Source organism: Ktedonospora formicarum (assembly GCF_016587355.1).
GTDB lineage: Bacteria > Chloroflexota > Ktedonobacteria > Ktedonobacterales > Ktedonobacteraceae > Ktedonobacter > Ktedonobacter formicarum.
This window is the reverse complement of the sequence record NZ_BNJF01000001.1, coordinates 87,867-112,788: the sequence shown is the minus strand read 5'-3', so window position 1 is coordinate 112,788 and position 24,922 is coordinate 87,867. Positions and strand designations below refer to the sequence as shown.

Sequence of the window (24,922 nt, the reverse complement as noted above, 5' to 3'; positions counted from 1 at the left end):
CTCATCTTGTTCTAGGACTGCACTCAGTATACCATCTTCATAGATTTGTGAGTGATGTGTCCACAAAGAGTCAAATCAAAGGTAAGGAAAACACAATGGATTTAAGACTGACGGGGAAGAGGGCTTTGGTGACTGGATCGAGCTCTGGGATTGGAGAGGCGATTGTGAAGTTGTTTGCTGCGGAGGGTGTTGCTGTCGTTGTACATGGACGCAATGAAGTTCGTGCCAACGCAGTTGCCCAGGCAATCCGGGTTGGAGGTGGGAGCGCCGAGGTTGCACTTGGTGATCTCACAACAGACGTCGGCGCTGATGCGGTTGCTGACGCTGCGCTAGCTGGAGGGCCAATTGATATTCTGGTCAATAATGCTGGAGTTTATGGTTTCCTCTCATGGACGGAGGCGGCAGTTGAGGACTGGGCCCAGAAATACAACGTTAACGTGATTTCTGGTGTGCGGATGATCCAACGTCTGGTGCCGCAGATGCGCGAGCGACATTGGGGGCGAGTGATTCAGATTGGTGGTGCCTCGTCACAGCAGCCTCATGCTATGCAACCAGACTACAACGCAACATTGGCTGCCCGCCATAATCTTGCGGTATCTCTCGCACGTGAATTGAAGGATACCGGCGTGACCTCCAACATTGTGGCTCCTGGCGTGGTCCTTGTGGAGGAAGTCAGAGTCATGATAACTCATCTAGCGTCGGTTAGTGGCTGGGGAGAGGCGTGGGAAGAAATCGAACCTCGTGCTACTCAGGCTCTGGTGCCAAATGACGTGGGCCGCTTTGCTCGGTCAGAAGAGGTTGCTGCTGCTGTCGCATACCTGGCTAGCCCGGTTGCCAATTATGTGAGTGGGGCGACCATTCGTGTTGACGGTGGTACGAGCCGTTCGGTTTTTTAATAATTTGTAGATCAGGGAGAGGGCTACAAATCCTCTCCCCGGTTTGTATGCCCCCATTTAGCATGGAGCGAGTGGTTGTATGTAACCACACTTGAGCCGTATAGACAACTAAATCAACGGCTTCGGTTGCTTGGGTTGTTCATGAACTGGATCATACGCCCATGATAGAGCACATCTCACGTAAAGTGTAAGCAGGTTAGAGCCGTTCTCCGAAATTGACCTAAACATGGACAGGCCATACTCAGCATTCGGTTCCTGCTTCAGCGCAGAGAGCAAGCCTTTCGCTTGTCTTCCATCTGCTCCACAGGCGTCACTTCCCGCAGAACTTGCGGTACGCTCTTTTCATTGTGCCAATGCTGCGAGATTGTTGGCAGCGTTGGCATCTCGGTCCTGGACGTTTCCACACTCCAGGCAGACAAAGACTCGATCCGAAAGGGTGAGCGCCTCATTGATCCAGCCACACCAGGAACAGGTTTTTGAAGAGGGTTCCCAGCGCGAGGCCAGCAGCACCTTCACCCCTGCCTGTTCGGCTTTGTAAAGGATTTGCCGCTTGAACTCGTACATGCCCACATCCGCAATCGCTCGAGATAACCTGCGGTTCTTGAGCATGCCTGCAATATGTACATCCTCGAGGACGATCACACGCGGGCGCTCGGCATCGGGCTTGGTTCTCGCCACGATCTGAGCGGTCGCTTGGTGCAAGGCATTGGTGCGCACGTTGGCGATGCGGGCATACATCTGTGAGAGGCGCTGCCTGGCTTTCTGGCGATTACGTGATCCTTTGGCCTTGCGGCTATGGTGTCGCGACGTGCGCTTTAACGCCGTGATCTTCTTGCGTAGCGCCTTGGGATTCTCGAAGGTACGTCCATCTGAGAGGGTTGCCAACCGCTTGATCCCTAAGTCAACCCCAATGATGTCACCTGTGGCTGGTTGGGATGCTTCCTTTTCCTCATGCACACAGATGGAAACAAACCATCTGCCTGCTTGCTCATGGATGGTAGCACTGCTGATCTTGCCGTTGAGAGGGAAATAGCCGTGCTCTTTGAGTCGGAGCCTTCCCAAACGAGGCAACTGGATGGCATCAGGAAACACCCGAATGCTCCCGGTGAAGCGAGCGCCACCGATGGCTTTCTTGCGGCTTTTGAAGCGAGGATAGCCACACTTGCCCTTCCATGTGCCCTCTTTTTTGAGGTGGCATTTGCGGAAGAAATGTTTGAAGGCGGCATCCAGGTCGCGCAATCCCTCTTGAAAGGCACATTTGCTGACATCATACATCCAGGGCTCAGAGGGTTTGAGGGCATTGATCTCGCGATGCAGATCGATGGCGGTGGGCGTTTTCTGCCCGGCTTTGTAGGCCTCTTGTTTGCGGCGAAGGCCATAATTGAAAGCCCAGCGAGCGGCTCCAGCATGTTTACGGCAGAGCGTCTTTTGCGCGTTGTTGAGGTCAAGTTCTCCCCGATACCCATGGACCATCTCTTGCTCTTCTCCCTCGGTGTTGAAAGTAGAACAAATATACCAGAAAAACACAGCTTTGGCAAGGGGCGGAATATATGTCATTATTTATCTCTATATGTCCCAATAATAGAAAACGAATTATACCCCTTCAGCTTCTGTAGCAATGCTTTTGAGATGCCAGGTCCACATATGGGAAAAAGTGGTCCCGCTTGGCAATTCGTTGCTGTTTTTAGCAGTAGATATTGTTGCATACTTCTTTATCCGCAGAAAAAAGCTGTATATTTCCCCTATAGCGCGATTTTTGAGACGCTCCTGTCATTATAGAGAAGAGAAGTACAATGCCTGTGCTTATAAAATCCTGAACTGCTTATAGTCATTATGCCGCTGTTCGGCCATGCAGCCGTATTCTGGCTTATCGTTAGAGAGCCAATCTGTGTTTTACGTCTTATAGGGACTAGTAAAAAGAATTTTTGCAAGAAATTACTTTTGAATCCGTTTTTGCGAAAAATTAAAATAATATATTCTTCTCTGTCTATATATGTAATTTTAGCGCAAAATATGTATAATTGCATTATTCGGAGGTAATTTGAAATTTCGCACAAAAAGGATTATTGTATGCAAACACTAAAGAGGCTGCTTGTTCTTGGTGTACTTGTGCTTGTGGGTGCGTGGTTTCTCGCTGTAACTCCGGTCTCCGCGAATGCCCAGATTCGTCAGAGCACAATTGTGCAAAGCACACAAACGATGTTTACGACGGGTTGGGCAAATGTGCGTACAGGCGCTTCGACGAGTAAGAGTGTGGTCATCACCTATGCTCCCAATACCAGAGTAACCGTTTATCAAACAGTGAACGGGCAGGTTGTCTGGGGAGGTATTCGTACCTGGTACCGCATCTCAAGTCTCAGTAGCGCGCCTCGCTACATTTATGGTGGCTTGCTCTCAAAAAGTAACGGCTTCACACCCCCTACGCAGGGAAAATCCATTGTTGTCAACCTCTCCCAGCAGCGTCTGTATGCGTATGTGAATGGCAAACAGGTCTATACAACCCTGGTGACAACGGGTCGACCGGAGTTGCCAACACCAACCGGAACCTTCCGCATCTTCGTAAAGTTGCATCCAACTACGTTCTACTCGTCTTATCCCATAGGATCACCGTATTATTACGCGCCAACCTATATCAATTATGCCCTGGAGTTTCAGTATGGCGGGTATTTCCTGCACGACTCCTGGTGGCGCAATAATTATGGTCCTGGTACTCAGTATCCTCATCACGATTCCAGCGGTAACCCCAGTGCCAATTTTGGTTCACATGGTTGTATCAATATGCCTGTTTCTGCAGCAGCATGGCTCTACAACTGGGCCCCCATTGGTACAACAGTCAAGATTACCTATTAGTGGTCCTGGCGTCCGATAAAGAGACGTACATGTGTAATCCAATGATATGCAAGTACGTCTCTTTATAATGTGATGATGTTTTATTTCTGATATTAATATGACTTTTATAATGTTTTAGTGCTCAATGTCATATATCGCTTTCCAAGCCTTGAAATCCTTCCAGGTGTTTTGAGTCTTCACACTCTCTATGAAATTTTTTTGCAGATATTTTCAGTATATTGAATAAATGTTTCTTTGTTATGTATACTTCTTTCATCAATGATGATAAATATTCTCGATGTCAGGAAAGTGTTTCATGCGGATCAAATTGCGTGACATTGCTGAACGCGCCAATGTTTCGACAGCCACCGTTTCCCGTGTGCTCAACAACAGCGCGGGTGTTGATGAGCGGACCCGCTCGCTTGTTCTGCAAGCGCTCTCTGAACTCGGTTATCCCATGTACCAGGAGAGTGCCCTCCCGCGTACGCGTACCGGAAATGGAGTTGTGGTCGCTATACGCGGTGTCGATAGCGAGAGTGAGCCAGTGACACAGAAGCAGGGCAGTCAGAATATTTCCAGCTTTGATACCTTTGTTATTGATGGTATTGAACGAATTTTACGGCGTAAAGGGCTCCATATGAGCCTGCGCCGGGCGATCTGGGAGGATCCGGCTGAAAGCGATCTGCATCATCTTACGCAGGCAGATGGGGTTGTAATCATTGGTGGTATTATTTCTACTCAGGTCATTGATGCTCTAGAGCAAGCACATATCCCATTTGTGCTTACAGCGGCTCACGTGGGCGAACGCGAAATCAACTGTGTTATGGGTGACTACATCCATGGCGCTTCACAGGCGGTTGCCCAATTCGCGCGTATGGGACACCATCATATTGCGTTTATCAATGGCCCCTCTACTACGTCTACCAGCCAGGATAAATTGGCGGGTTATAGGCTTGGCCTATGCGAGGCTGGTTTACCATTTGATGTCCAATTAATTGCTACGACCTCAGATTTTGCCCCAAATGATGGCTATCAAGCGACTCAATCATTGCTGGCTCGCAAACGCGAATTTAGTGCCATCCTCTATGCCGCCGATATGTTAGCAATTGGGGGCCTGCGCGCACTCAAGGAAGCGAATATTCTTGTGCCTGAGCAGGTTTCGGTCATGGGATTTTATGATGAGCCCATTACGGAGTTTACTGTGCCAACCCTTTCCAGCGTGCATATTGGCTGGCAACGCATTGGCGAGATAGCCGCGCAACGCCTGATAGCTTTGCTTGAACGTCACGATGAAGAGCGTTTACGCATTACCACTCCTACTACCGTTATTTTGCGTGACTCAACCCGGTCGGTCGGAGGGAACCAGCCGCCTACTCGCTAGCCCTGAAACGACAAGACAATGTAATCGTCTTTGCCAAGTTATCCTATCGATAACTGAAAAAGGAGTCTATGATGACACTACAACATGATGCCTTTACGAGAGTTAGCCGCCGTTCCTTTCTCTACCAGGCAGGAGGTGCCGCGCTTGCTACTTCCGCTTTGCTCGCTGGTTGTGGCGCCGGATCGGGCGCTGGTGGAGGCGCTGTGGCGTTGAATGTTTGGGGAGGAGTTCCTGCGGAAAACGGCCCCAAAAAGTTGATCGAGGCCTTTCACAAAGCTCACCCAAACATTCAAGTGAAATACACGCGTTTCGTCAATGACGACACTGGGAATACCAAGCTTGATACAGCTCTGCAAGGCGGTACACCTATCGATATTTATTTCTCCTATACCGTCGCGCGTATGTCCCAGCGTATTAAGGCTAAGCTTGCCGTTGACCTGACTTCCTATGTGAGTGGCGATAGTGCTCTCTCATCCTGGTCCCAGAACAATGATGCCATTTTTAAGGTCGATAGCCAATACTATAGCCTTCCTACCACGCGTGAACCAAACTTTGTCGCTATCAATAAGAAAATGCTTGATGCCGCAGGGTTAAAGGTGCCTACTAGCTGGACGGTGAGTGAGTATCGAGAGATGGCAAAGAAACTGACCAGCACCAACGGAGGCAAGACAGTGTATGGCTCATATGCCCCTCCCAGCTTACCGCTTATTACGCTGGGCCCGAATGCTAGCTATAAAGATGGGGGAAAAGAGTCTAATTTCGACAACCCGGTCTTTAAGCAGGATTTGCAACTCCATGTCGATATGATGAAAGAGAAAAGCGCTTTTCCCTGGACTGAAGTGCTGGCACAAAATCTACGCGCCTACGCGCAAAACCCCTTCCTGACGGGCCAGGAAGCGATGTGGATAACATCTCCCTTCTCGCTACGGTATGTGAATGATGCCAGTAAGTATCCGCATGACTTTGTGACGACCTTCGCGCCTATGCCCAAGCCTGATACTGCTTCCACTTCTTACAATGGTGGCAGCCTGAATAACTGGATCATGATGCATCCCAAATCGAAGAATAAGGATGCGGCCTGGACCTTTATTCGTTTCTGGCTGGGTGAAGGCAGCAGATATATGCTGACCGCTGGCAAGAACCCCGTTCTCCCCGAGATTGATCAGGAGACCCAGGTGAATGGTATTCTGGGGGACAAGAAAGCGATACTCTATGATGTTGATGCGTTTAAGAATGTCGTCTTTGCCCCTGACCTCAAGTTTGTCACGGACACGATAACAGTGGCGGGTGCGCAGATGTCGCAGATTACACAGAGTCAGACCGACCGCTGTTTGATAGGTGAGATCAGCCCTGATCAGTGGGTGAGTACCGTGAAACAGCAGTGCGACGATGCGATTAAGAAAGCAGGAGCTTGATGATGAGCACGTTGTATGACAGTGAGGCAACGATCACTGAAAGGCAGAACGAGGTGAATGCCAAGCGGAAGCGAGCGATATCACGTGCCAGGGGCGAGTCTGCCGGATGGATAGGATATCTCTTTATTGCTCCCAATTTCATTGGCTTTCTTATTTTTACGTTGTTGCCGCTCATCTTCGCCCTTTTCGTTGCATTCACGCAGTGGGATGTGGTATCGGGCCTGGGCGGTATGCAGTGGGTTGGCCTGGAGAACTTTACCACACTGCTGTCTGATCCCAGCTTTTGGGAGAGCGCGCGCATTACGCTGATCTATGTGGGTTTAAGCGTTCCCCTGACCACTGTCGCAGGGCTCCTTGTTGCTCTGGCTCTCAATGGTCCAATCCCTGGGAGAGCGGTGTTGCGCGTCATCTTCTTTATTCCCTTCATCGCGAATAGCGTGGCTATCGCGACGACGTGGATTCTGCTCTACCATCCCACCTATGGGCCGATCAATGCCGTTTTAAAGGCGTTAGGAGTGACCCAGCCACCTTTGTGGCTGGTCTCCTCCCAATGGGCGCTTCCGGCCCTGATTGGTATGGCGGTATGGGGTGGTGTAGGATACGCTTCGATTATCTATCTTGCGGCCCTCCAGGATGTGCCCCAGGAACTACATGAAGCGGCGGCAATTGACGGAGCGGGAGCGTGGGCGCGTTTCCGTGTGATCACTTTGCCTTTCCTCTCTCCCGCCATCTTTTTCTTGCTGGTGACAGGCTTTATCGGTGCATCACAGAACTTTGGCATGATTAACCTGATGACTCAGGGAGGACCAGGACGCTCAACGACTGTGCTCTCCTACTATATTTATCAAAGCGGTTTCCAGTTCTATCGCTTTGGGTACGCGGCTGCTATGGCCTGGGTGATGTTCCTGGTTGTTCTGCTGCTGACACTGCTTCTCTGGCGTATCCAGCGACGCGGCATCTTTTATAGTTAGAAAGGATCGCGTATGGTAATGCCTGCATCGACGCGCGTGCAATCACAGCGAAAAACCTGGACGATGAAGCAGCGCCAAAGGGTGCAATGGTCTATTATCAGCGGTATTATGTGGCTGCTGGCAATTCTCTTCTTGCTTCCTTTTGCCTGGATGCTTATCACCTCGTTCAAACTGGAGATAGATGTGTTTCGCCTGCCAGTTCAATGGCTCCCGAACACACTCAACTGGCAGAATTATGTCACTGTGTGGACTGGTGAGCATCCTCTGACAATGTATATCGGAAATTCAGTTGTGGTTGCGATTGCGCGTGTGTTTGGAGAACTTCTGACCTCGTCGTTGGCAGCCTATGGCTTTGCGCGCCTGCGCTTCCGAGGGCGGGACGCACTCTTTTTCCTCTATATTAGTACGCTCATTATTCCAGGGCAATTGTTGTTGGTACCTCGCTTTATCCTGTTTCAGCAGCTAGGTCTCTATGATACCCTCTGGGCATTGATCTTGCCGGGGATCTTTACGGCTCTGGGAACGTTTCTCCTGCGTCAGTTCTTTCTTACTATCCCACAGGAGTTGAGTGACGCGGCACGTATCGATGGCGCGAATGATTGGCATATCTATTGGCGGATCATCCTGCCACTGGCGAAACCCGCGCTAGCCTCACTTGCCATTTTAGCCTTTGTCTGGAGCTGGAATGATTATGAGACGCCACTTGTGATGCTGACCAGCGAACCCAATTTTACAATTCCTTTGGGTTTAACAAGCTATGTTGATGAGAGCGGAGGAGCAACGGCGTCCCTGATTATGGCGGGAGCCGTTTCATCGGTCGTACCTATTATAGTTGTGTTCTTGTTTATGCAGCGTCAGTTTATTCAAGCCCTGGCCCGCTCAGGCTTGAAGGGCTAAACTAAGGGGCCAGGCACCATATCCCTGGTCTGGCCCCTTACTTCTTCATTTGAGTGGTTGAATAGATCGCTATCAGCTCTCATTGAGCTATATGCAATGGGGAAAGGTAGACCGTATATGCGTACATCAGTACAGCAAACCAGCTTACTTAATATTGGTGGGGTGATTCCAGGCCTGTCTGTAAAAGGTGCTGCCCTGCCAGCACGAAGTGAAGCTGGTATTGGCGGCCTGATGGCCTGGGCAGACCGTCTATGGTTCGTGACCTATGTGTCTCATACGCGTACCACAGGTGCGGGAACCGGGTTGTATGAGATTGACGAAGATTTACAGATTCGAAAGCGCCCTGAGAGTGTCGTTGGTACCTATGCCAATCGCTTGCTCCACACTGAGACCAACCAGGTGATTCTAGGGCCCCACATTATTGATGTTGAAGGTAATGTGCGCACCATCGAAGCCTTGCAGGATCACCGGTTGGCGGCGACGATGAGACACCTGTATGATCCTGCCAACAAGGTCTATTACCTGACGATGGAGGGCCTGTTTCTTGAGTTTGACCTTAATACCTTCCATATTGAGCAACTCTATGATCTGACTCAGGAGCTACAGGTTCCACAGGGGGCGCAACCGCATTTCAAGTCAGGCCACACCGCGCAAGGGCGAGTGGTTGTGACCAATAACACCTATGATGAGCGCGATTTCGCGGGAACACAGGCGGCGGGTCGCCTGGCTGAGTGGGATGGAGAGCGTTGGACGATCCTAGAGCGCACAGGCTTCAATGAAGTAACGGGACGTATGAACTTCGGGAGCACGATCTTTGCTACTGGCTGGGATAAAGCCTCAGCTATCTTGCGTGTCTTCACGGAGGGTTCCTGGTCGCGCTATCGTCTTCCCAAGGCATCGCATACATTTGATCATTTCTGGCAAACAGAGTGGCCGCGCATTCGCGAGGTGGAACATGAGCGCTTCCTGATGGATTGTCATGGTATGTTCTATGAACTTTCTCCCACCTCCTATGGTGGCAAAGTTTGGGGAGTGCGACCAATCTCTACCCACCTGCGCGTTGTCCCCGACTTCTGCGCGTTCCGTGGTTTCCTCGTCATGGGTGGAAATCAGGTCACGCCAACGGGGGATAGTAACTTGTTGGCGGGTGAGCCACAGGCTGGTCTCTGGTTTGGGAAGACAGACGACCTGTGGCAGTTTGGTAAACCCAAAGGCTGGGGTGGTCCCTGGTGGGATGCGGCAGTAGAAGCAGGTGTATCCTCCGATCCTTACCTGATGACTGGCTTTGAGCAGAAAGGGCTTCATCTCTATCATGATGCTCCACACGCTGTGAATATTACGATTGAGGTTGATTTCCTGGGAACCCAGAACTGGCAGACCTACGATATCCTCACTGTCCCCGCTGGAAAATATGTCCACCATGAGTTTCCAACCGCTTTTAGCGCACATTGGGTACGTTTTACAAGCAACACAACCTGTAATGCGACAGCCTATTTGATGTATAACTAGAAAGAAGGAGTATAGAATGCCAATGCAGCAGGAAGCGCCAGCCGAGAGGCGCGCTTATCGCAGCAGAGAGCTACAAAGTGATCTAGTGATAATTGGTGGCGGGATGTCTGGTGTCTGTGCCGCTATTACCGCTGCCCGCGCGGGTGTGAAGGTGACAATAGTGCAGGATCGTCCCGTGCTGGGTGGTAATGCGTCGAGCGAGGTGCGCTTATGGGTGCTGGGCGCGACCTCTCATATGGGGAATAACAATCGCTGGGCACGTGAGGGTGGTGTTCTCGATGAGATTCTGGTTGAGAATCTCTATCGTAATCCCGAAGGGAACGCTATCATCTTTGATACAATTCTGCTGGAGAAAGTGACTATTGAGCCCAATATTACCCTTCTATTAAACACTGCCCTGATTGATATTACGAAAACACAACCGGATCGGATAGATGCTGTTCAGGCTTTTTGTAGTCAGAACTCAACAATGTACCATGTGCACGCCCCGCTTTTCTGTGATGCCTCCGGCGATGGGGCTCTGGCATTTCTGGCGGGTGCTGCCTTTCGTATGGGTGCTGAGTCACGTCATGAGTTTGATGAGGGCTTTGCCCCTGATGCCGAGTATGGAGACCTCCTGGGCCATTCGATCTATTTCTATAGTAAAGATGTTGGTAAGCCAGTAACCTTTGTCCCTCCCGCCTATGCTCTGGACGATATTACCAAAATACCACGCTTCCGTAGTTTCAATACGAAGGATTATGGGTGCCGCCTCTGGTGGATGGAGTATGGTGGTCGCCTGGATACAGTTCATGATACGGAGACCATCAAGTGGGAGTTGTGGAAGACGGTCTATGGTGTCTGGAATTACATCAAGAACTCAGGTGAGTTTCCCGATGCTGAGACCCTGACGTTGGAATGGGTTGGTGCTATTCCGGGGAAGCGAGAGAGCAGGCGCTTTGAGGGCGCGTATATGTTGAACCAGAGAGATATCGTTGAGCAACGTCATCACTATGATGCTGTCGCTTTTGGTGGCTGGTCAATTGACCTGCATCCAGCGGATGGCGTCTTTAGCGAGCGCCCTGGGTGTAATCAATGGCATGCGCGTGGTGTGTATCAGATCCCTTATCGCTGCTTGTATAGCCGTAATATTGAGAACCTCTTTCTAGCGGGCCGCATAATGAGCGCATCGCATGTCGCCTTTGGTTCTTCTCGCGTGATGGCAACATGCGCTTATGCGGCGCAAGCGGTGGGTATGGCTGCCGCGATCTGTACGCAGCAGAGCCTGCTTCCCACCACTCTCAGCGAATCCACGTATACCCGAAATTTGCAACGTGCGCTCATCCAAAGTGGACAGCATATTCCCGGCTTCAGCCTGGATGACCCCGATAATCTGGTAACGCAGGCTCGCATGAGTGTATCTAGCGAATTGCGCCTGACCGAATTGCCCGCGAATGGCCCATTGATTCCGCTTTCAAGCTCATGGGCACAGATGCTGCCTGTGCTGGCAGGTCCTATGCCCATCGTGTCCTTAACTGCCGATATCGCCGAGGCGACCACGTTACGACTTGAACTTCGTACGAGCAATAGGCCCGATAATCATACACCAGACGTGGTCCTTGGAGCGCTTGATATCAAGCTGGAAGCGGGTGTTCAGCAGGAAATTATGGTCCGTTTCCCTGTCACTATTGATGAGCCTCGCTATGTCTTCCTGTGTGCGATGCAAAATGAGAAGGTCGCGCTTCATGGAAGCGAGCAACGCTTAACGGGTTTACTCACCACGAAATACAATCGAACGCAAGAGCCGCCGGAGGATATTGGTGTTGAGGCGTTTGAGATGTGGCAACCGCAGCGGCGACCTGGAGGGCATAACTTTGCCTTGCGTTGTGAGCCGCCGATAGCGGTCTTTGGTTCAGAGAACCTCTTCAATGGAGTTGCGAGACCTACGAATCAACCCAATGCCTGGGTTGCCGCGCTCAACGATCCTATGCCCACCCTTGAATTGCGTTGGGAGCAACTTCAGCGTATTGCACGCATAGAGCTTTCCTTTGACACGGACTTTGATCATCCGATGGAATCGGTGCTTATGGGGCACCCTGAGCGTGTTATGCCCTTCTGTGTTAAGCAATATCGTATCTGTGCGAATGAGCGCCTAGTCGCTGAGAATACAGAGAACCATCAGACGCGGAATACGATCATACTTGCTGAGCCAATTGTCACTGAATCCCTGACTATCCACTTGTTGGAGCGGTATGGGGATGTTCCCGCCTCTCTCTTTGAGATTCGCTGTTACGCTGAATAGTGCTTAGAGCCGATCAGTTGCAGAACTGATCGGCTCTTTTGACCAGTTTCCCAATTTGAAGCAAAAGGTTTTCTGTTATCTTTAGAGTAAGAGGTATTCCTATTATAAACTCCTCTTCAGGCTGTATAAGAGGTTATACTGACTTGCGAGAGGAAATACCGCTTATTCGGGAGGTCACTATGCGTTTTGCTATTTCTATTCCACAAATCGTATCCGACGGGACATTTGATCCGGTCGGACTACGTGATTATCTGACAAGAGCCGAGTCGCTTGGTTTTGAGAGTGCCTGGACACAGGAGGGCGTGTTGGGGTCTTCGCCAACGCTCTCTCCGCTTGAACTTATGTCGTTTGCCGCAGCTTATACAACGCGTCTGCGTTTGGGGTGTTCTGTGTTTGTCAGCTCTCTCCATAATCCCATTCACTTGGCGAAGAGCCTGAGCACCCTTGATCAGCTTAGTCGTGGGCGTATTGAGGTTGGCCTTGCCAGTGGTGGGCGCAGGAGTCAGTTCTCCGCCTTTGGTGTTGATCCCGAAAGCTTTGTGGCTCGCTTCACTGAAGGCGTGCGTTTGATGAAGGCATGTTGGACCGAATCCCGCATCACTTTCCCTGGCCGTTTCTGGCAGCTTCAGGATGCGGCAGTAGAGCCCAAGCCTTTCCAGAAGCCTTATCCACCTATCTGGTTTGGTGGTGGTCATCCGGCAGCCGTGCGGCGCGCGATTCGCTATAGTGATGGCTTCTTCGGTGCTGGCTCCTCGACGACTGCGCAGTTTGCAGAACAGATGCGCGTTCTGCGGACGGCACTGGCAGAATCCGATCGTAAAGCTACGCCTTTTCAGATTGCGAAGCGTGTCTACATCGCAGTTGGTGATGATGAAAGCCAACCCCGTGCGCGTATGGATGAGGCGCTGGCGCAAATTTATGGGAGGACGGGGCTGTCCACCGTTGCTGTTACTGGAACGCCGGCAACCTGTATCAGTGGATTGCGCGAGGTTGCGCAAGCGGGAGCTGAGCTCATTTTGCTTACCACTCTCTTTGATCAGGCCGAACAGATGGAGCGTCTCGTCACCGAAGTTATTCCTCACGTTGAGGGAGGCATACAGCAAGCATAACAGTTTTCGGGCACGGCATGCTAGAATGTGTTCTATCGTCACATCTAGCATGTCGTTCACCTAGTGTTATTGTTATTTTATATGCTCTTCGTGTGTTATTGTGATCTCGATTTGGTGCTTCCTGCTCTCTGCTATTTTCTGACCTCAAATGTCAGGACATCACCTGTTCGTTTGAAACCAGCTCTCAGGTAGATCCCAAGGCCATCATTTGAGGCTTGAAGTATCGCAAAGCGACGGTTAGAGTCCCTGGCCTCCTTGAGTAGGTGTTGGAACATAGTGTTGCCAATGCCTCTTCGGCGATAGTCGTTGTGGGTCACAAGATCGTAGATCCCAACGGTCTGGCTGCCAACAAATATCGTTCCGATGGTGACAATCTTGCCCTGAAGAGTTCCCAGGTAGTAACGCATGGCAGGAAAGAGGTTCTGTGGGGATGCGCTGAGCCTTTGAAAATACGTAAATACCTGGCGTCCCTCGCTTGCGTCTCCGAAGAGATCAGCTATTATTTTTCCAAATTGAAGCAGTTCGTTGGTCGTGGTAATTTGCGTTATCTCCAGCCCTTCAACATAATCCTCTGTCATCTGTAGCTGGGAGAGGTCGATATACATTGCTTGATGTGTTTCAGTATGCACCAACCCATGGCGGGCAAGTTGAGAGAGGCTTGCTTTATCGATGGTGCTCTCCCAGCACCAGAGGGCGAACGGGAAACCTTTGGCGATAAAACGGTCAACTTCAGCTATCATCGGGGTCATGGCGCGCAAGTCTCTCCCTACTATTACATTAAAAGTATCGCTGGGGAGACCGCAATCTACGGATAGAAAAGAACTTTGGTCATTGATCAGCATTCCACTGAGATGTTGAGCCACATAAGAGACTTTTTCTTCAAAATTTTTGCGAATATCCAGGTGCATCTGCTTCTCCTTTTTCTTTTAACGCTTACGATATTGCGAGGGGGTGAGCCCATAGTGGCGTCGAAATGCTTCTGTGAGGTGAGCCGGGCTGGAGAAGCCCAGACGGTAAGCAATGTCTGAGACCGGCTCATCTGATTGGCTGAGGAAAAGTGCGGCCTGCTGTAAGCGTAGGCGTCGTAGATATGCGTGCGGAGTAATACCTATCTGTTGTTTGAAAAGTCGAAGGAAATGATAGGGACTGAGAGAAGCGCTCGCCGCCACTTGCTGAAGCGAAAGATCCTGTGTATAGTAGGCATGGATGAAATCGACACTGCGCCGAATCTCAGGGGAAAGCATAGCGCTCACTCGCTGAAGTTCCCCCTCATCTTCTCCCTGTTGTTGAGCGCGCAAGAGTTGGACTGTCAACTGGATGCCTAAACTCTGAAGCATGATTTGCATCCCGCTAATAGAGTGCTCGACTTCTGCTGCAATAGCTTTGAGCAAGGTAAAGATTTCCCGCTGGGCTAGAGCAATGGTTGGGTCCAGAAACGTTTGTTTCTTGATACTCATCAACTCCTGTACTACTTCCTCAACCTGTTGCTTGGGGAGATTCACGAACAGGGTCCGAATATGTGGATCGACTTCCTGGCTATGTTCCTGGTCAGGTCTTAGCACATAATATTGACCCTGCCCAACGAGAGAACGTCGCTTTTGTGGTTCGAGCAACCACATTGAGCCCTTATCGACGAATTCCAGCCTATATCCCTCATGGGCATGGAAGCCTTTCCTCGAACAGGGCGAAGTTCCTCGCATTTGCCCAACTGCTAACTCACCTGCCACATAAAGTATGTCAGGTCGGCGGTCTAATGCTATAGTGATAGAACGCTCCATCATTCTCGCCTCCAGGGAATACAGAAGTGTTTCTATTGGATCATACTACCAAATCTTCTAACAACGCTCAAGGCGTATTTATAGCAAGGAGGCTCTCGCTTTCTTGACAGAGCTTTTTCTTGCCAGTTATACTAAAAAAATACGTGAAAAAGATGAATTTCCCTGGATTTTTGAAGTAGGTTATACGAGAGGACCTCAATGCATAAATATTGACGTAAAATTTCTCTGTTCGTTCGTAACCTTTGTGCCTTCTTCCACTATGCTCTCCTCTTCAAGAATAAACAGCTTCTTGTTGTACAGCTTTTTGTCTGCTCCCAATGTCCTGCTCTTTTTCGTTTCTCCGGCACCTTTTCGGCTCGCGCACCTCCATCTCTTTGCGGGCATTATTGTTTTGTGCAGAAAATCTTCTCATCTCCCTTCAATTATGTGCTTCAATGAAACGAAAAGGTTTTTACTATGAGGATTACAGTTGCGCTTCTCCAAATGGCAGCTTGCGGCGATGATCAGGATGCCAATCTGACGAAAGGCGAGGAGTTCTGTAGGCGGGCTCGGGCTATGGGCGCGGATATCGCACTTTTCCCTGAAATGTGGAATATTGGGTACACATCCTTTGCTCCAGACTGCAATGGCATCGAAGATGACCTCTGGAAAGCGCCTGCTCTCTGGTCACAGACCAGTAAACCCACGACCTCCCCAGAACTGGAACAGGCTCGCGAACGTTGGCAGGCTCAGGCGATCAAGCGAGATGCACAGTTTATCCAGCACTTCCAGGTACTCGCCCGCGAGCTTCAAATGGCGATTGCGTTGACCTATCTGGAGCAGTGGCCCACTGCCCCACGTAACAGCGTCTCACTTATCGACCGGCATGGTGAGCTTCTCATGACCTATGCCAAGGTTCACACCTGTGATTTTTCTGTCATGGAGGCTGCTTGTACCCCTGGTGAGGATTTTACCGTCTGTACACTAGAAACGGAGCAAGGCCCACTCCAGATTGGCACCATGATTTGTTATGATCGCGAGTTTCCCGAAAGCGCGCGTATCCTTATGCTCAAAGGGGCCGAGATCATTCTTATTCCCAATGCGTGTGAGATGGAAGCCAATCGTCTTGGTCAGTTGCGTGCACGTGCCTATGAAAATATGGTCGGCGTTGCTTTGAGCAATTATGCTGCGCCAGATGCTAATGGGCATTCGGTAGCCTATGACCCGATAGGCTTTGATGAGCATGGTAGTCATGATACTCTGGTCATGGAGGCTGGTGAGTCGGAGGGGATCTATCTCGCGACCTTTGATGTGCAGAAGATACGAAATTATCGCGAGCGCGAGTCCTGGGGGAATTCCTTCCGCAAGCCCCACCGTTACGGTTTGCTGACCTCATCGGCAGTTGAGCCTCCCTTTGTACGTGTGAATATCCACGGAGAGAGATACGACCACCTACGCAGGTAATGGATAAAATGATGAAGCAAAGTGCTTGAAAAGCCATTATGATCTCATAGCGTTGAACGCTTCATCTGGGTTAAGGGAATGTGGTGAGATTCGAAGTGTTTCTCACTATATTTCCCCCCATATGTATCTTTATTTTTCCTGCTCTATATTCTCTAACCATTACCATGCCCCAATGCCTCTCGCTAAGTGGTGCCGTTGACCTTTTCGCTCTCCATAATCTTTCTCCTATTTTACATACAAAGCGGGACAGTGTTCTGTGATTTGTAAACGAGACTCACAAATGACTTGTAGATGATCTTCTTTCTGATGCGGCATTACGGCATACTTTGAGCAGTTCCTATACAAACTGGTAGCATGCATAGATGTACGTGAATGGCATGAAAATAAAAAATGCACAGAAAGCAATTTTTTATTTTGAGTGTGTTGTGATGCTCCTGTTAAAAGATTTTGAAAGGACTGCGTTTCCCAACGTAAGTGGTTGGGAAATCTGGAAGTAAAGGAGAGTAATCATTGGCTCGCATTATCTCATGGAACATCAAACAGTTTTCGCTGAATAAGTGGGATAGTCCAACCAAGAAAAAAATCATGCTAAGTGTATTCAGCATTGCAGATCTTGTCTTTGTTCTTGAAGGACCGAAAGGGGATATGATCGCTGGCGCTCTTGCTGATAGCATTGTGCAGGACCTCGGCAGTGCATCATGGGACAGTAACTATATCGTTAACACCGCCCTGGGTGATGAGAGCGATAGTACGCTCATCTTGTGGAAAAAAACTGCGCTTAGTGTTACAGCAGTAGAACCCTTAACGATTCCCAGCAATAGATCATGGGATCATAGCCTGCGTACCCCGGCCAAAGTCTCTTTTACAATCAAAAGGAAAAACTACGAGGTGGGCGTCTGGCATGCGCCTCCGAGCACTTCGGATAAAGCTATTCTGATAGCTTCAGCCTGGGGAGTACTAAAAAATATTGAAGGTTTAGATCTTTTTGTGGGCGATTTTAATGTTGATATCAATGTCTCGAGATCAGAATATGCCTCGAAAGGGCCAGATCGCGGGACTGTGTTTAACAATCCCTCCCTCGTATCTGTCAGTGACTGGGATGATTTTCTTATTGGTAGCTCTCGGTACGATAAAGTGCTGGTTGGGAAAAGGTTGCCCAGTAAAGATACAGTCAAAAACACGATCGCGATATGCAAAACCCCATTTAAGCCATATTCATTTCGAGACATCTATAGCGTATCAGATCATTGCCCCATTACCTGTGTAATCTAGTTTGAGCACAACTACTGCCTCTCACCATTCAAGGTATGGCTCATAAGAGCCAAAGGAGCGACTTATGTCTTTTTCAGAGAAAGAAACATTGCAGGATTCCGATCAGGTCGACGATAATTACAGCGAAGATCCTGGTGACGCTAGCTATCTCGACGCGAACACTGATAGCGATACGCCTGCGCTCTCACAAGTTGGCTTTGTCGGTCAGGGCTTCAATGTCTTTGGGCCCCGCGATTTAATTGATGGGTTAATTACCCCTTTGTTGGATTTCACTGATGCTGATACTTCGACCTTTACCCTGCTAGGGAAGGAGTACCTTGTGCCAACAGGCATCAAAGCCATACAAAACACGCAGGGATATGCCGAGAGCGGTGTCTTTCTTTCCCGCGAAGGATTTCAGAACAATATTGCAGCCCATTTAGGAGTGGGGGGCTCCTACGGAGCGTTCAGCGGTGAAATGCAGGCTGACTATTCTGGTGAGTTTTCCACCAATTCGCAATATATGTATGCCTATACCATTATCCATTATCCGGTGGCTGTCTTACAATTGCTGGACTACTTACCCTATGTGAAAAGTGAGTTCGCCGAGCGAGTCACGCAATTGCCAGATCAAGTGACAGATACGAATCTCTCCGTGTTTAGTCGCTTTTTTGAGGACTTTGGCGTCTACTATACCGATAAAATCGTGTTAGGGGGTTCCGTTGAGTTATATGTCGCCGTCAGTCAGAGTGAAACATTAAGCAAACAAAAGGTAGAAGCGATGTTTCAGGCTCAATATGAATCGCTTTTCGAGACAGGCAGCCTGAATGCGAATACAAAGGGGAGTGTTGAATGGCAAAACTATTCGAATAATGCTCGTAATCATACGGTCATTAAAGCCAATGGTGGCGCATTAACGGCTATTCAGCAGGTTCAGGATATCGACCCCTGGAATCCAAGCGCATCCGCCCTCTCTCTGTTGCAGAATTGGTCTAGTAGCGTTGAGGCTCACCCTTCTGTCACCGACTTTAGCTTAAAAGGGATCTGGCAGTTGTGTGGTTCAAAAAGCACAGCGGTGCATGAGGCCTGGCAACGCTATGCGAGTATCCTGCGCCCTCGATTAACTATCCAGACGAGTTCGCAGGTTTCCTATAATGCCCCTAAACCGGCTCCGCCAGTTATTACACTGGGTCGGCATATCCTGCCTGTTGATGCGCCAACCAGCCCTATGGGTTATCAAGTGGTTGTACTGGAGAACAAAAACCTCATAAGCCCTCAAGGAGTGCTGCTGAACCGTTACTACGGAATACCAACGAATGTAGATCCCGTTTCTGGATATCAGAATATGTATGATGAGATCGCTCAAGATTTGCGCGCGTTTTCCGCAGGAAGTGTTCTGATCCTGGCGAGTTTTGGCCTTGATGCGGACTTTGGTATCAGCCCTCATATGAGTATTCATGGTCTGTTGCTGTCGACTGGAGCTGGTTCTCAACTCCAGCAGTTTGAGCATAACCCCAATATGGGGAGCCGGGGACCATACTGGGTGACCAATCCTGCCAACTATATCCTTGTCGGTATTATCGATAATGGCCCTAATACAGGTATTGAACTCTTTTCACCACAGGCACAGAATGAGAAGACCGTCAATTCAGATGTGACTGTGAACTTTTATCGTACATCTTTTGATACAACCTATACCCTGGGGCCTGGTATAGATGGCTAACATATCGTAACGATGAATGAGCGTGGTGGTGCGTGTGAACCTGATGGCTTTCCAGATGTCAGGTCCACACATACCACCACACTCACGATGATAGAAGTGTGGTGGACTCTATCCTGGTGCAAAGCTGGATTAGAGTGTTTCTACTTGAGTGAATTTTGCAAAAATTTAATTACTGCCTGATCAAACTGGGGCACCACAACGCTATACTCAGCATAATGGGAGTGGAGGCAGGAGTGTCGATAAAACCGCGTTTGCTCATACTGGGGCATGGTATCTCTTCAACTGGCTATGGGCGTGTTCTCTCGAGCATTTGCAATCGCCTGACGCAAAAATATACAATCTTTCAGATTGACCTTACTGGCAAAGGAACAGAGTATGATCACTCAAACTGGACTATGGTCCCGGCGCAAGGGGTTATCAATGCGTTAGCTAAGCAACAATTAAACACTCTCATTGAACAGTTTCAACCGCAACTTCTCTTTTTATGCCATGATCCCTGGCTCTATCAGTTCCATCATCAGGAGCTCACAGCGCACAGAGACACACTAAAAACGATCTTTTATTGTCCTATTGAAGGCCCGTTTCGATCTCCAGAGCAGGTCGCAAGTCTCGTAGATCTTGACGCGCTGGTTCTCTATACGAACTATGGTCGTCGCCTGCTTCTGGATGCCTTTGCCCAATTGCCTCAACGCAATGCCCCTTTGCCGTCGATAGCTGTTTTACCACATGGGATCGATACGGAGCTGTTTTTCCCTTTACAGCCATGTACCTCATGGGAGGAGCGTCAACGCAGTCTTCGACAAGCGCGACAAATACTTTTTCCCCACTGTCCTGAATTGCAAGATGCATGTATTTTTCTCAATGCGAATTATCATCGGCCTCGCAAGCGCCTGGACCTTACACTCCGGGCATTTGCTGAGTTTACCCATGCGACACCCGGCAATATCTGGCTTTACCTTCACGTTGGCGAGCAAGAACAGAAATTGCTTGATCTTGCATCCTATTTAGGTATCCGTGATCGTGTGCTTTATACAGGCCTATTCGCGGACCAAAGGGCAGTCGATGATTGCATGCTCAATATCATTTATAATGCTTGTGATATAGGTATCAATACCGCGACGAGTGAGGGCTGGGGATTAGTTGCCTTTGAACATGCTGCTACTGGAGCCGCGCAGATTGTACCAGCTCATAGCGCCTGCCAGGAACTCTGGCGAGACCACGGACTATTAGTCCCTTTGCAGACACGGCAGCCACCACACTACTCGCCAGAGGAACTGCAAGTGGGAGAAATTGATATCTCTGAACTGGCTTCGATATTTGCCAGGCTCTATCATGATCGCGCACTGAGATTGCACTATTCTCAACAGGCATATGCCCATGCAACTGCATCGAAATTTCGCTGGGATACCGTTGCTGCCCACTGGGATCAGTTGTTCCAACATCAGTTGCAATGCGTAACAAAGTAGTTGTACCTGATATATATGCCATACTGATTATGAAGGTCCGTTTATGATGCCATCCATGATTTGCTGGATAGTGGCTGACCATATTTCCGGGGATATCCCATAGGCAGGCTCTGGTGTGGTGTGTGTGAGTTGGTGTACCAGTGTGAGAAACAGTTGTGTCCCAAGTCGCATGTGGAGGCGACGGAGTTGTGTTTCCACCTCCGGGCCTTCATACCACTGCATCAACTTCATTCCAACCAGGGCGCTGAGCAGATAGTGTAGTGCTTGTTCCATGTGGTCTTCTTGCCACGCGAGTTCGCCCAGTTCACGGAGTGCACGGGGCGCGTTGCGGCGATCCTGCATCTGACGCATCTCGGTCAGTGCTAGAGTCAATAAAATGTGAGCCTTTTCTGGGTGACCCTCTAGACGGGCCAGTGTCCCCATTTCCTGGCGTGCTACTGCGGCTTCGCGCTGATCCCCCAATTGCTCAAGAATGGTCAAAGCCTCAGCCAGTAGCAGGTGAGCTTCTTTCAGTTGTCCCTGCATGCGAGCCAGCGCGCCAAATTCGCGAGCAGTCAAACTTGTCTGACGCTGGTCGTGTATTTTGCGGAAAAGCGTCAGAGCTTCATCCAGATGCTCGCGAGCCAGATCTAGCTGTCCTTCGGCGATTTCCTGGCAGCCCAGACCCTGAAGGGTCATGGCGAGGTTGCGCTGGTTCTGGAGTTGACGGAAAATGGGGATAACCTCGTAGAATAGTTGACGGGCCTGTTCGAATTGTCCTTGATCGCTAGCCAGACTTCCAAGATTTAAGATCGTAAAAGCCAGGGCCCGGCGGTTCTCGGTGCGTTGATTGATTTCTAGCGCTTCTTCATAGAACTGACGAGCAAGTTCTGGCCGGCCTTGCTCTCGGGTCAGATTGCCCAGGTTGATGAGTAATCTGCCGAGGTTATTCTGGTCACCAATCTGACGAAAGATGGTAAGTGCCTTGTCGTAGAGCTGGCGAGCAAGTTCTGGTTGGCTCTGCTCGCGAGCGAGTACCCCTAGTTTGCCCAGGACCAATGCAGTTCCGCGTTGATCTCCCATCTGGCGAAAGATGGTAAGGGCTGCGGTATAGAGGGTGTGGGCGTTTTCTGGTTGTCCCTGGTCTGCGATCAGATCGCCCAGTGTACATTGAGTCTCGGCGGCGCCGAGTTGATCGCCAATCTGGATTTGAGCTTCGAGCGCCTGTGAAAGGAATTGGCGAGCCTGTTCTGGCTCGCCCTGAGAGTGGGCCAGGTTACCCAATTCCCGTAATATCTTGGCGCTGCCACTGATGTCTGCATGCTCCCGAGCCAGGGGAAGCGCGTTTTGCCACGTAGCATGGGCCTCAATGTAGTTGCTGCGTAATTCGGCGATTTTTCCAAGGTGAAATTGCGCCCTGACCTGTTCGGAAGGGATTGCCAGGGTGCGTGCTGCTGCTAATGAGCGTTGGAGGAGCGTTTCTGCCACAGCGTAAAGACCGCGAGTAATGAGAAAAGGTGCGAAGGCATGCGTGCCCTGAACCAGTGACTGTTGCATGGAAAGAGTGTAGGCAGCTTCCAGAGCTGTCAGAATATTGTGGTTTTCACGGTCAAGTTCCGCATAGTCCAACCAGTGCTTTTTCGTGTGGCGGACGTAATAGGTGGCTAGCCGTTCCCTAGCCGTTGTTTCGCTCAGGAGAGTCACGGCATAATCAGCGATGGTTTGGTGCAGGGTATAGCGCTCTGGGCCACTGCTTTCAAGAAGTCCAGCATCACTTAGTTCATCAAGTGTTTCCACTGGCATGGCGCTAACCTCCATAGCAGCCTCTTCTGAGAAGGTATTGGGTTTGGGAGAAAATACCGCTAGAGCGCCCAGTGTAGTGCGAGCATCTGAGCTAATTTGCTGCACGCTTATGCCAATGGCGACCTGTAGTGAGAGAGGGGTTCCCACTTCCAGACTGGGATGACTACCAATCAGTGCTTGTGGTTCGGTCAAGTGCAGACGCTCATCCGCGCGCCGTAGGCGTTCTAGAGCCGCATGGATTCTGCGAGGCTGTCCACTGTGGGCCTGGGTGCGCAAGAAATTTCCTAGCAATGTCAATGCGAGCGGCAGACCTCCTACTGCACCTATCAATGCCAGTGTTTCTTGTGGCTCGGACTGCACAGCGTCAGGAGCCAGACGCGTGAGGAGCAGGCGGCTCTCGTTACTTCCCAATTCGCGAATAATAATTGTACCTTCAGAGGAAAAGCGTCGTGCGATGGCAGGAATGCGTGTGGTAATAAGATGCGCACTGTTATTGCCCCCGATCTGGAGAGCCAGCGCATCCGCAAAATCCCAGACATCATCGATTATTAGCAGTATATGGCGTTGGCCGATAGCAGCGTGAATACTGGCAGCCCAGGCTTCTGGTTTACTGCGCTGTGCCAGATCAACTGGAGCGCAGCCCAACATTGAGCCCCAGCGGCTTAATAAGCCTAAGATATCTGGTTGGGGTCCCAGTCCAGCCCAGAGGATGCCATCAGAAAAGTGTGCCTGGATCTCTTCATCATGCGCGAGCGCGGTGGCAAGTGCGGTTTTGCCAACACCTGGGAGGCCATTGAGTGCGGAGAGCGCTACTTGCTTTTTTGTAAGTAATTGCTGATTTATCTGACGTAATACGCCGTCTCTTCCTATCAGGCCTGTCTCACCAGCAGGTGGAGGAGGGATTGCTGGGTCTAGAAGTGGCTTTGGGGTTTGTGAAGAAAGCTCTTCCTTCTCTTCCATCTCCTGGGGAACCAGACCAAGTTCTGTCGCGCTCATATTGAAGAGCGCGCAAAGCTTGGGGCGAAAATGTGTGCTGGGTATAGTAACCCCGCGCTCCCAACGACCAACGGTAAAGGCGTCTGTCCCCACTTCCCTCGCGACATCCTCTTGTGACCAGCCACGACTCAGCCTCGCCTGTTTGAGCCGTGGATTGGGAGTGATTTGAGTTGGCTTTTTCATAACATAGGCCCTTTTTACCGGTATTTATGAAATTCCTGACTCTGCCATTGAAGGTGATTCATCGGTATATTTGGCGAAAACAGGGAAAAGGTAGTACTAGGTGCTTATTGTAATTTAAGAATTTGAGAGAAATCCGTCCATCTGGTATGTAGAAAGTAAGAGATATTATAAAGCTTAAGTGACGAAAAAGCTATATTGAAGTATATCAATCAATTGGCCGCCTGTGCAGGGAAGGGAAAACACCTGTTGCTAATGCTCACTCTTCACCTCGGCAATTTTGCGATGCAGCTTCTAGTCATACTCAAAAACAATACCAGTCATCCCGAATTGGGAAGGTAATAGAGAGAAGAGCGTACCATAGTTCGATTGAACAGTGGCACGCTCTTCTCTCTACGTATAGATATGAGTCCTGACTTTAACGAGTCTTGATAACAACTGTGTGTGCGAGTTTATCACCAAGGCGCTGCTTGAGAGGCGAGGTCCAGATGAAGATCGCGCCTAGAAGGTAAGCAAACAGCCCGTCAATGATACGTAGTAAAGTGCGGATGATGGATTCGCTCCACCCAATAGGTGAACCATCCTCTTTCACGATGCGCAGACCAAGGATTTTCTTGCCGAAGGTTCCTCCCTGGGTCGCTTCCATGAACAAGATATAGATAAGAGCGATCAGGCTACCTAGACCGCCTCCCGTGCTTCCAGCGCCTGCGGGGTTGTCGTGCATCGCCAGGCTAAGAATGCCACTGAGGATACCAATGACGATACCAATGATGATCCCATCGATGATTAGAGCCAAGAAGCGGATGCCTACACCCGCGTACTGCGTGTTCGCCTGTTGTGCGGCTGCACCTGGCATTTGATCGGCCATATAACCTCCAAAGATTATATAAAAATAAGTATAGTAGGGTCTCTACTACTGAATACAATATAGTGGAGTTCATCTATGAAAGTCAAGTCAAAAGATTGCCAATAATATGGAAATTACCAGATTCTCTTAAACATTACTCATCCCGTC

General features: G+C 49.9%; 18 protein-coding genes. 13 read left to right on the top strand and 5 right to left on the bottom strand.

Features of this window, described 5'->3' with window-relative positions; genetic code table 11:
* Window positions 1–95: 95 nt before the first annotated feature.
* Complete coding sequence (locus K3T82_RS00440) at window positions 96–896, top strand: SDR family NAD(P)-dependent oxidoreductase (RefSeq protein ID WP_220191542.1); 801 nt, start codon at window positions 96–98, stop codon at window positions 894–896.
* A gap of 342 nt (window positions 897–1,238) precedes the next feature.
* Here K3T82_RS00440 and K3T82_RS00435 read toward each other — a convergent pair whose 3' ends face one another.
* Window positions 1,239–2,369, bottom strand: coding sequence for an RNA-guided endonuclease InsQ/TnpB family protein (locus K3T82_RS00435; protein WP_220191541.1), 1,131 nt, complete (start codon window positions 2,367–2,369; stop codon window positions 1,239–1,241).
* 597 nt (window positions 2,370–2,966) lie between these two features.
* On the opposite strand from K3T82_RS00435, the gene K3T82_RS00430 reads away from it, so the two are divergent.
* The 8 genes from K3T82_RS00430 (at window position 2,967) to K3T82_RS00395 (ending at window position 13,288) form a co-directional block, all read left to right on the top strand.
* The gene (locus tag K3T82_RS00430; RefSeq protein WP_236030899.1) at window positions 2,967–3,746 is read left to right on the top strand and encodes a L,D-transpeptidase family protein; all 780 of its coding nucleotides are present in this window, start codon (window positions 2,967–2,969) and stop codon (window positions 3,744–3,746) included.
* Between the two features lie 295 nt (window positions 3,747–4,041).
* Entirely contained in the window at window positions 4,042–5,106 is a 1,065-nt protein-coding gene (locus K3T82_RS00425; protein ID WP_220191540.1) for a LacI family DNA-binding transcriptional regulator, read from the top strand.
* A 68-nt stretch (window positions 5,107–5,174) separates the two neighbouring features.
* Window positions 5,175–6,521 (top strand): extracellular solute-binding protein, encoded by a 1,347-nt coding sequence (locus tag K3T82_RS00420; RefSeq protein WP_220191539.1) that lies wholly within the window; start codon window positions 5,175–5,177, stop codon window positions 6,519–6,521.
* Window positions 6,521–7,492 carry a carbohydrate ABC transporter permease gene (locus tag K3T82_RS00415; RefSeq protein ID WP_236030897.1) on the top strand — a complete coding sequence of 324 codons (972 nt, stop codon included), beginning with the start codon at window positions 6,521–6,523 and terminating at the stop codon, window positions 7,490–7,492. Before K3T82_RS00420 ends, K3T82_RS00415 begins: the two co-directional genes overlap by 1 nt.
* An 18-nt stretch (window positions 7,493–7,510) precedes the next feature.
* Window positions 7,511–8,389 (top strand): carbohydrate ABC transporter permease, encoded by an 879-nt coding sequence (locus K3T82_RS00410; RefSeq protein WP_236030895.1) that lies wholly within the window; start codon window positions 7,511–7,513, stop codon window positions 8,387–8,389.
* A 117-nt stretch (window positions 8,390–8,506) separates the two neighbouring features.
* Window positions 8,507–9,898 (top strand): hypothetical protein, encoded by a 1,392-nt coding sequence (locus tag K3T82_RS00405; protein ID WP_220191537.1) that lies wholly within the window; start codon window positions 8,507–8,509, stop codon window positions 9,896–9,898.
* Between the two features lie 22 nt (window positions 9,899–9,920).
* Window positions 9,921–12,179 (top strand): FAD-dependent oxidoreductase, encoded by a 2,259-nt coding sequence (locus tag K3T82_RS00400; protein ID WP_420799277.1) that lies wholly within the window; start codon window positions 9,921–9,923, stop codon window positions 12,177–12,179.
* Window positions 12,180–12,358: 179 nt separating this feature from the next.
* Window positions 12,359–13,288: an LLM class flavin-dependent oxidoreductase gene (locus K3T82_RS00395; RefSeq protein WP_220191535.1), complete on the top strand. Its 930-nt coding sequence runs from the start codon at window positions 12,359–12,361 to the stop codon at window positions 13,286–13,288.
* A gap of 131 nt (window positions 13,289–13,419) precedes the next feature.
* Here the strand turns inward: K3T82_RS00395 and K3T82_RS00390 are convergent, their stop codons facing one another.
* On the bottom strand, window positions 13,420–14,196 hold the full coding sequence (locus K3T82_RS00390) for a GNAT family N-acetyltransferase (protein ID WP_220191534.1): 777 nt from the start codon (window positions 14,194–14,196) through the stop codon (window positions 13,420–13,422).
* An 18-nt stretch (window positions 14,197–14,214) separates the two neighbouring features.
* Window positions 14,215–15,069, bottom strand: a complete 855-nt coding sequence (locus tag K3T82_RS00385; RefSeq protein WP_220191533.1) for a helix-turn-helix domain-containing protein — start codon at window positions 15,067–15,069, stop codon at window positions 14,215–14,217.
* A gap of 453 nt (window positions 15,070–15,522) precedes the next feature.
* Between K3T82_RS00385 and K3T82_RS00380 the strand changes: the two genes are divergently transcribed.
* The 4 genes from K3T82_RS00380 (at window position 15,523) to K3T82_RS00365 (ending at window position 20,949) form a co-directional block, all read left to right on the top strand.
* The gene (locus tag K3T82_RS00380; protein WP_220191532.1) at window positions 15,523–16,509 is read left to right on the top strand and encodes a carbon-nitrogen hydrolase family protein; all 987 of its coding nucleotides are present in this window, start codon (window positions 15,523–15,525) and stop codon (window positions 16,507–16,509) included.
* Between the two features lie 510 nt (window positions 16,510–17,019).
* The gene (locus K3T82_RS00375; protein WP_220191531.1) at window positions 17,020–17,781 is read left to right on the top strand and encodes an exonuclease/endonuclease/phosphatase family protein; all 762 of its coding nucleotides are present in this window, start codon (window positions 17,020–17,022) and stop codon (window positions 17,779–17,781) included.
* A gap of 64 nt (window positions 17,782–17,845) precedes the next feature.
* Complete coding sequence (locus K3T82_RS00370; RefSeq protein ID WP_220191530.1) at window positions 17,846–19,483, top strand: MAC/perforin domain-containing protein; 1,638 nt, start codon at window positions 17,846–17,848, stop codon at window positions 19,481–19,483.
* Between the two features lie 233 nt (window positions 19,484–19,716).
* A complete protein-coding gene (locus tag K3T82_RS00365; RefSeq protein ID WP_220191529.1) occupies window positions 19,717–20,949 on the top strand; it encodes a glycosyltransferase family 4 protein in 1,233 nt (410 codons plus the stop codon).
* 27 nt (window positions 20,950–20,976) lie between these two features.
* On the opposite strand, the gene K3T82_RS00360 is transcribed toward K3T82_RS00365, so the two are convergent.
* A complete protein-coding gene (locus K3T82_RS00360) occupies window positions 20,977–23,910 on the bottom strand; it encodes a tetratricopeptide repeat protein (RefSeq protein WP_220191528.1) in 2,934 nt (977 codons plus the stop codon).
* Window positions 23,911–24,325: 415 nt separating this feature from the next.
* On the bottom strand, window positions 24,326–24,775 hold the full coding sequence (locus K3T82_RS00355) for an RDD family protein (protein WP_220191527.1): 450 nt from the start codon (window positions 24,773–24,775) through the stop codon (window positions 24,326–24,328).
* Window positions 24,776–24,922: the final 147 nt, after the last annotated feature.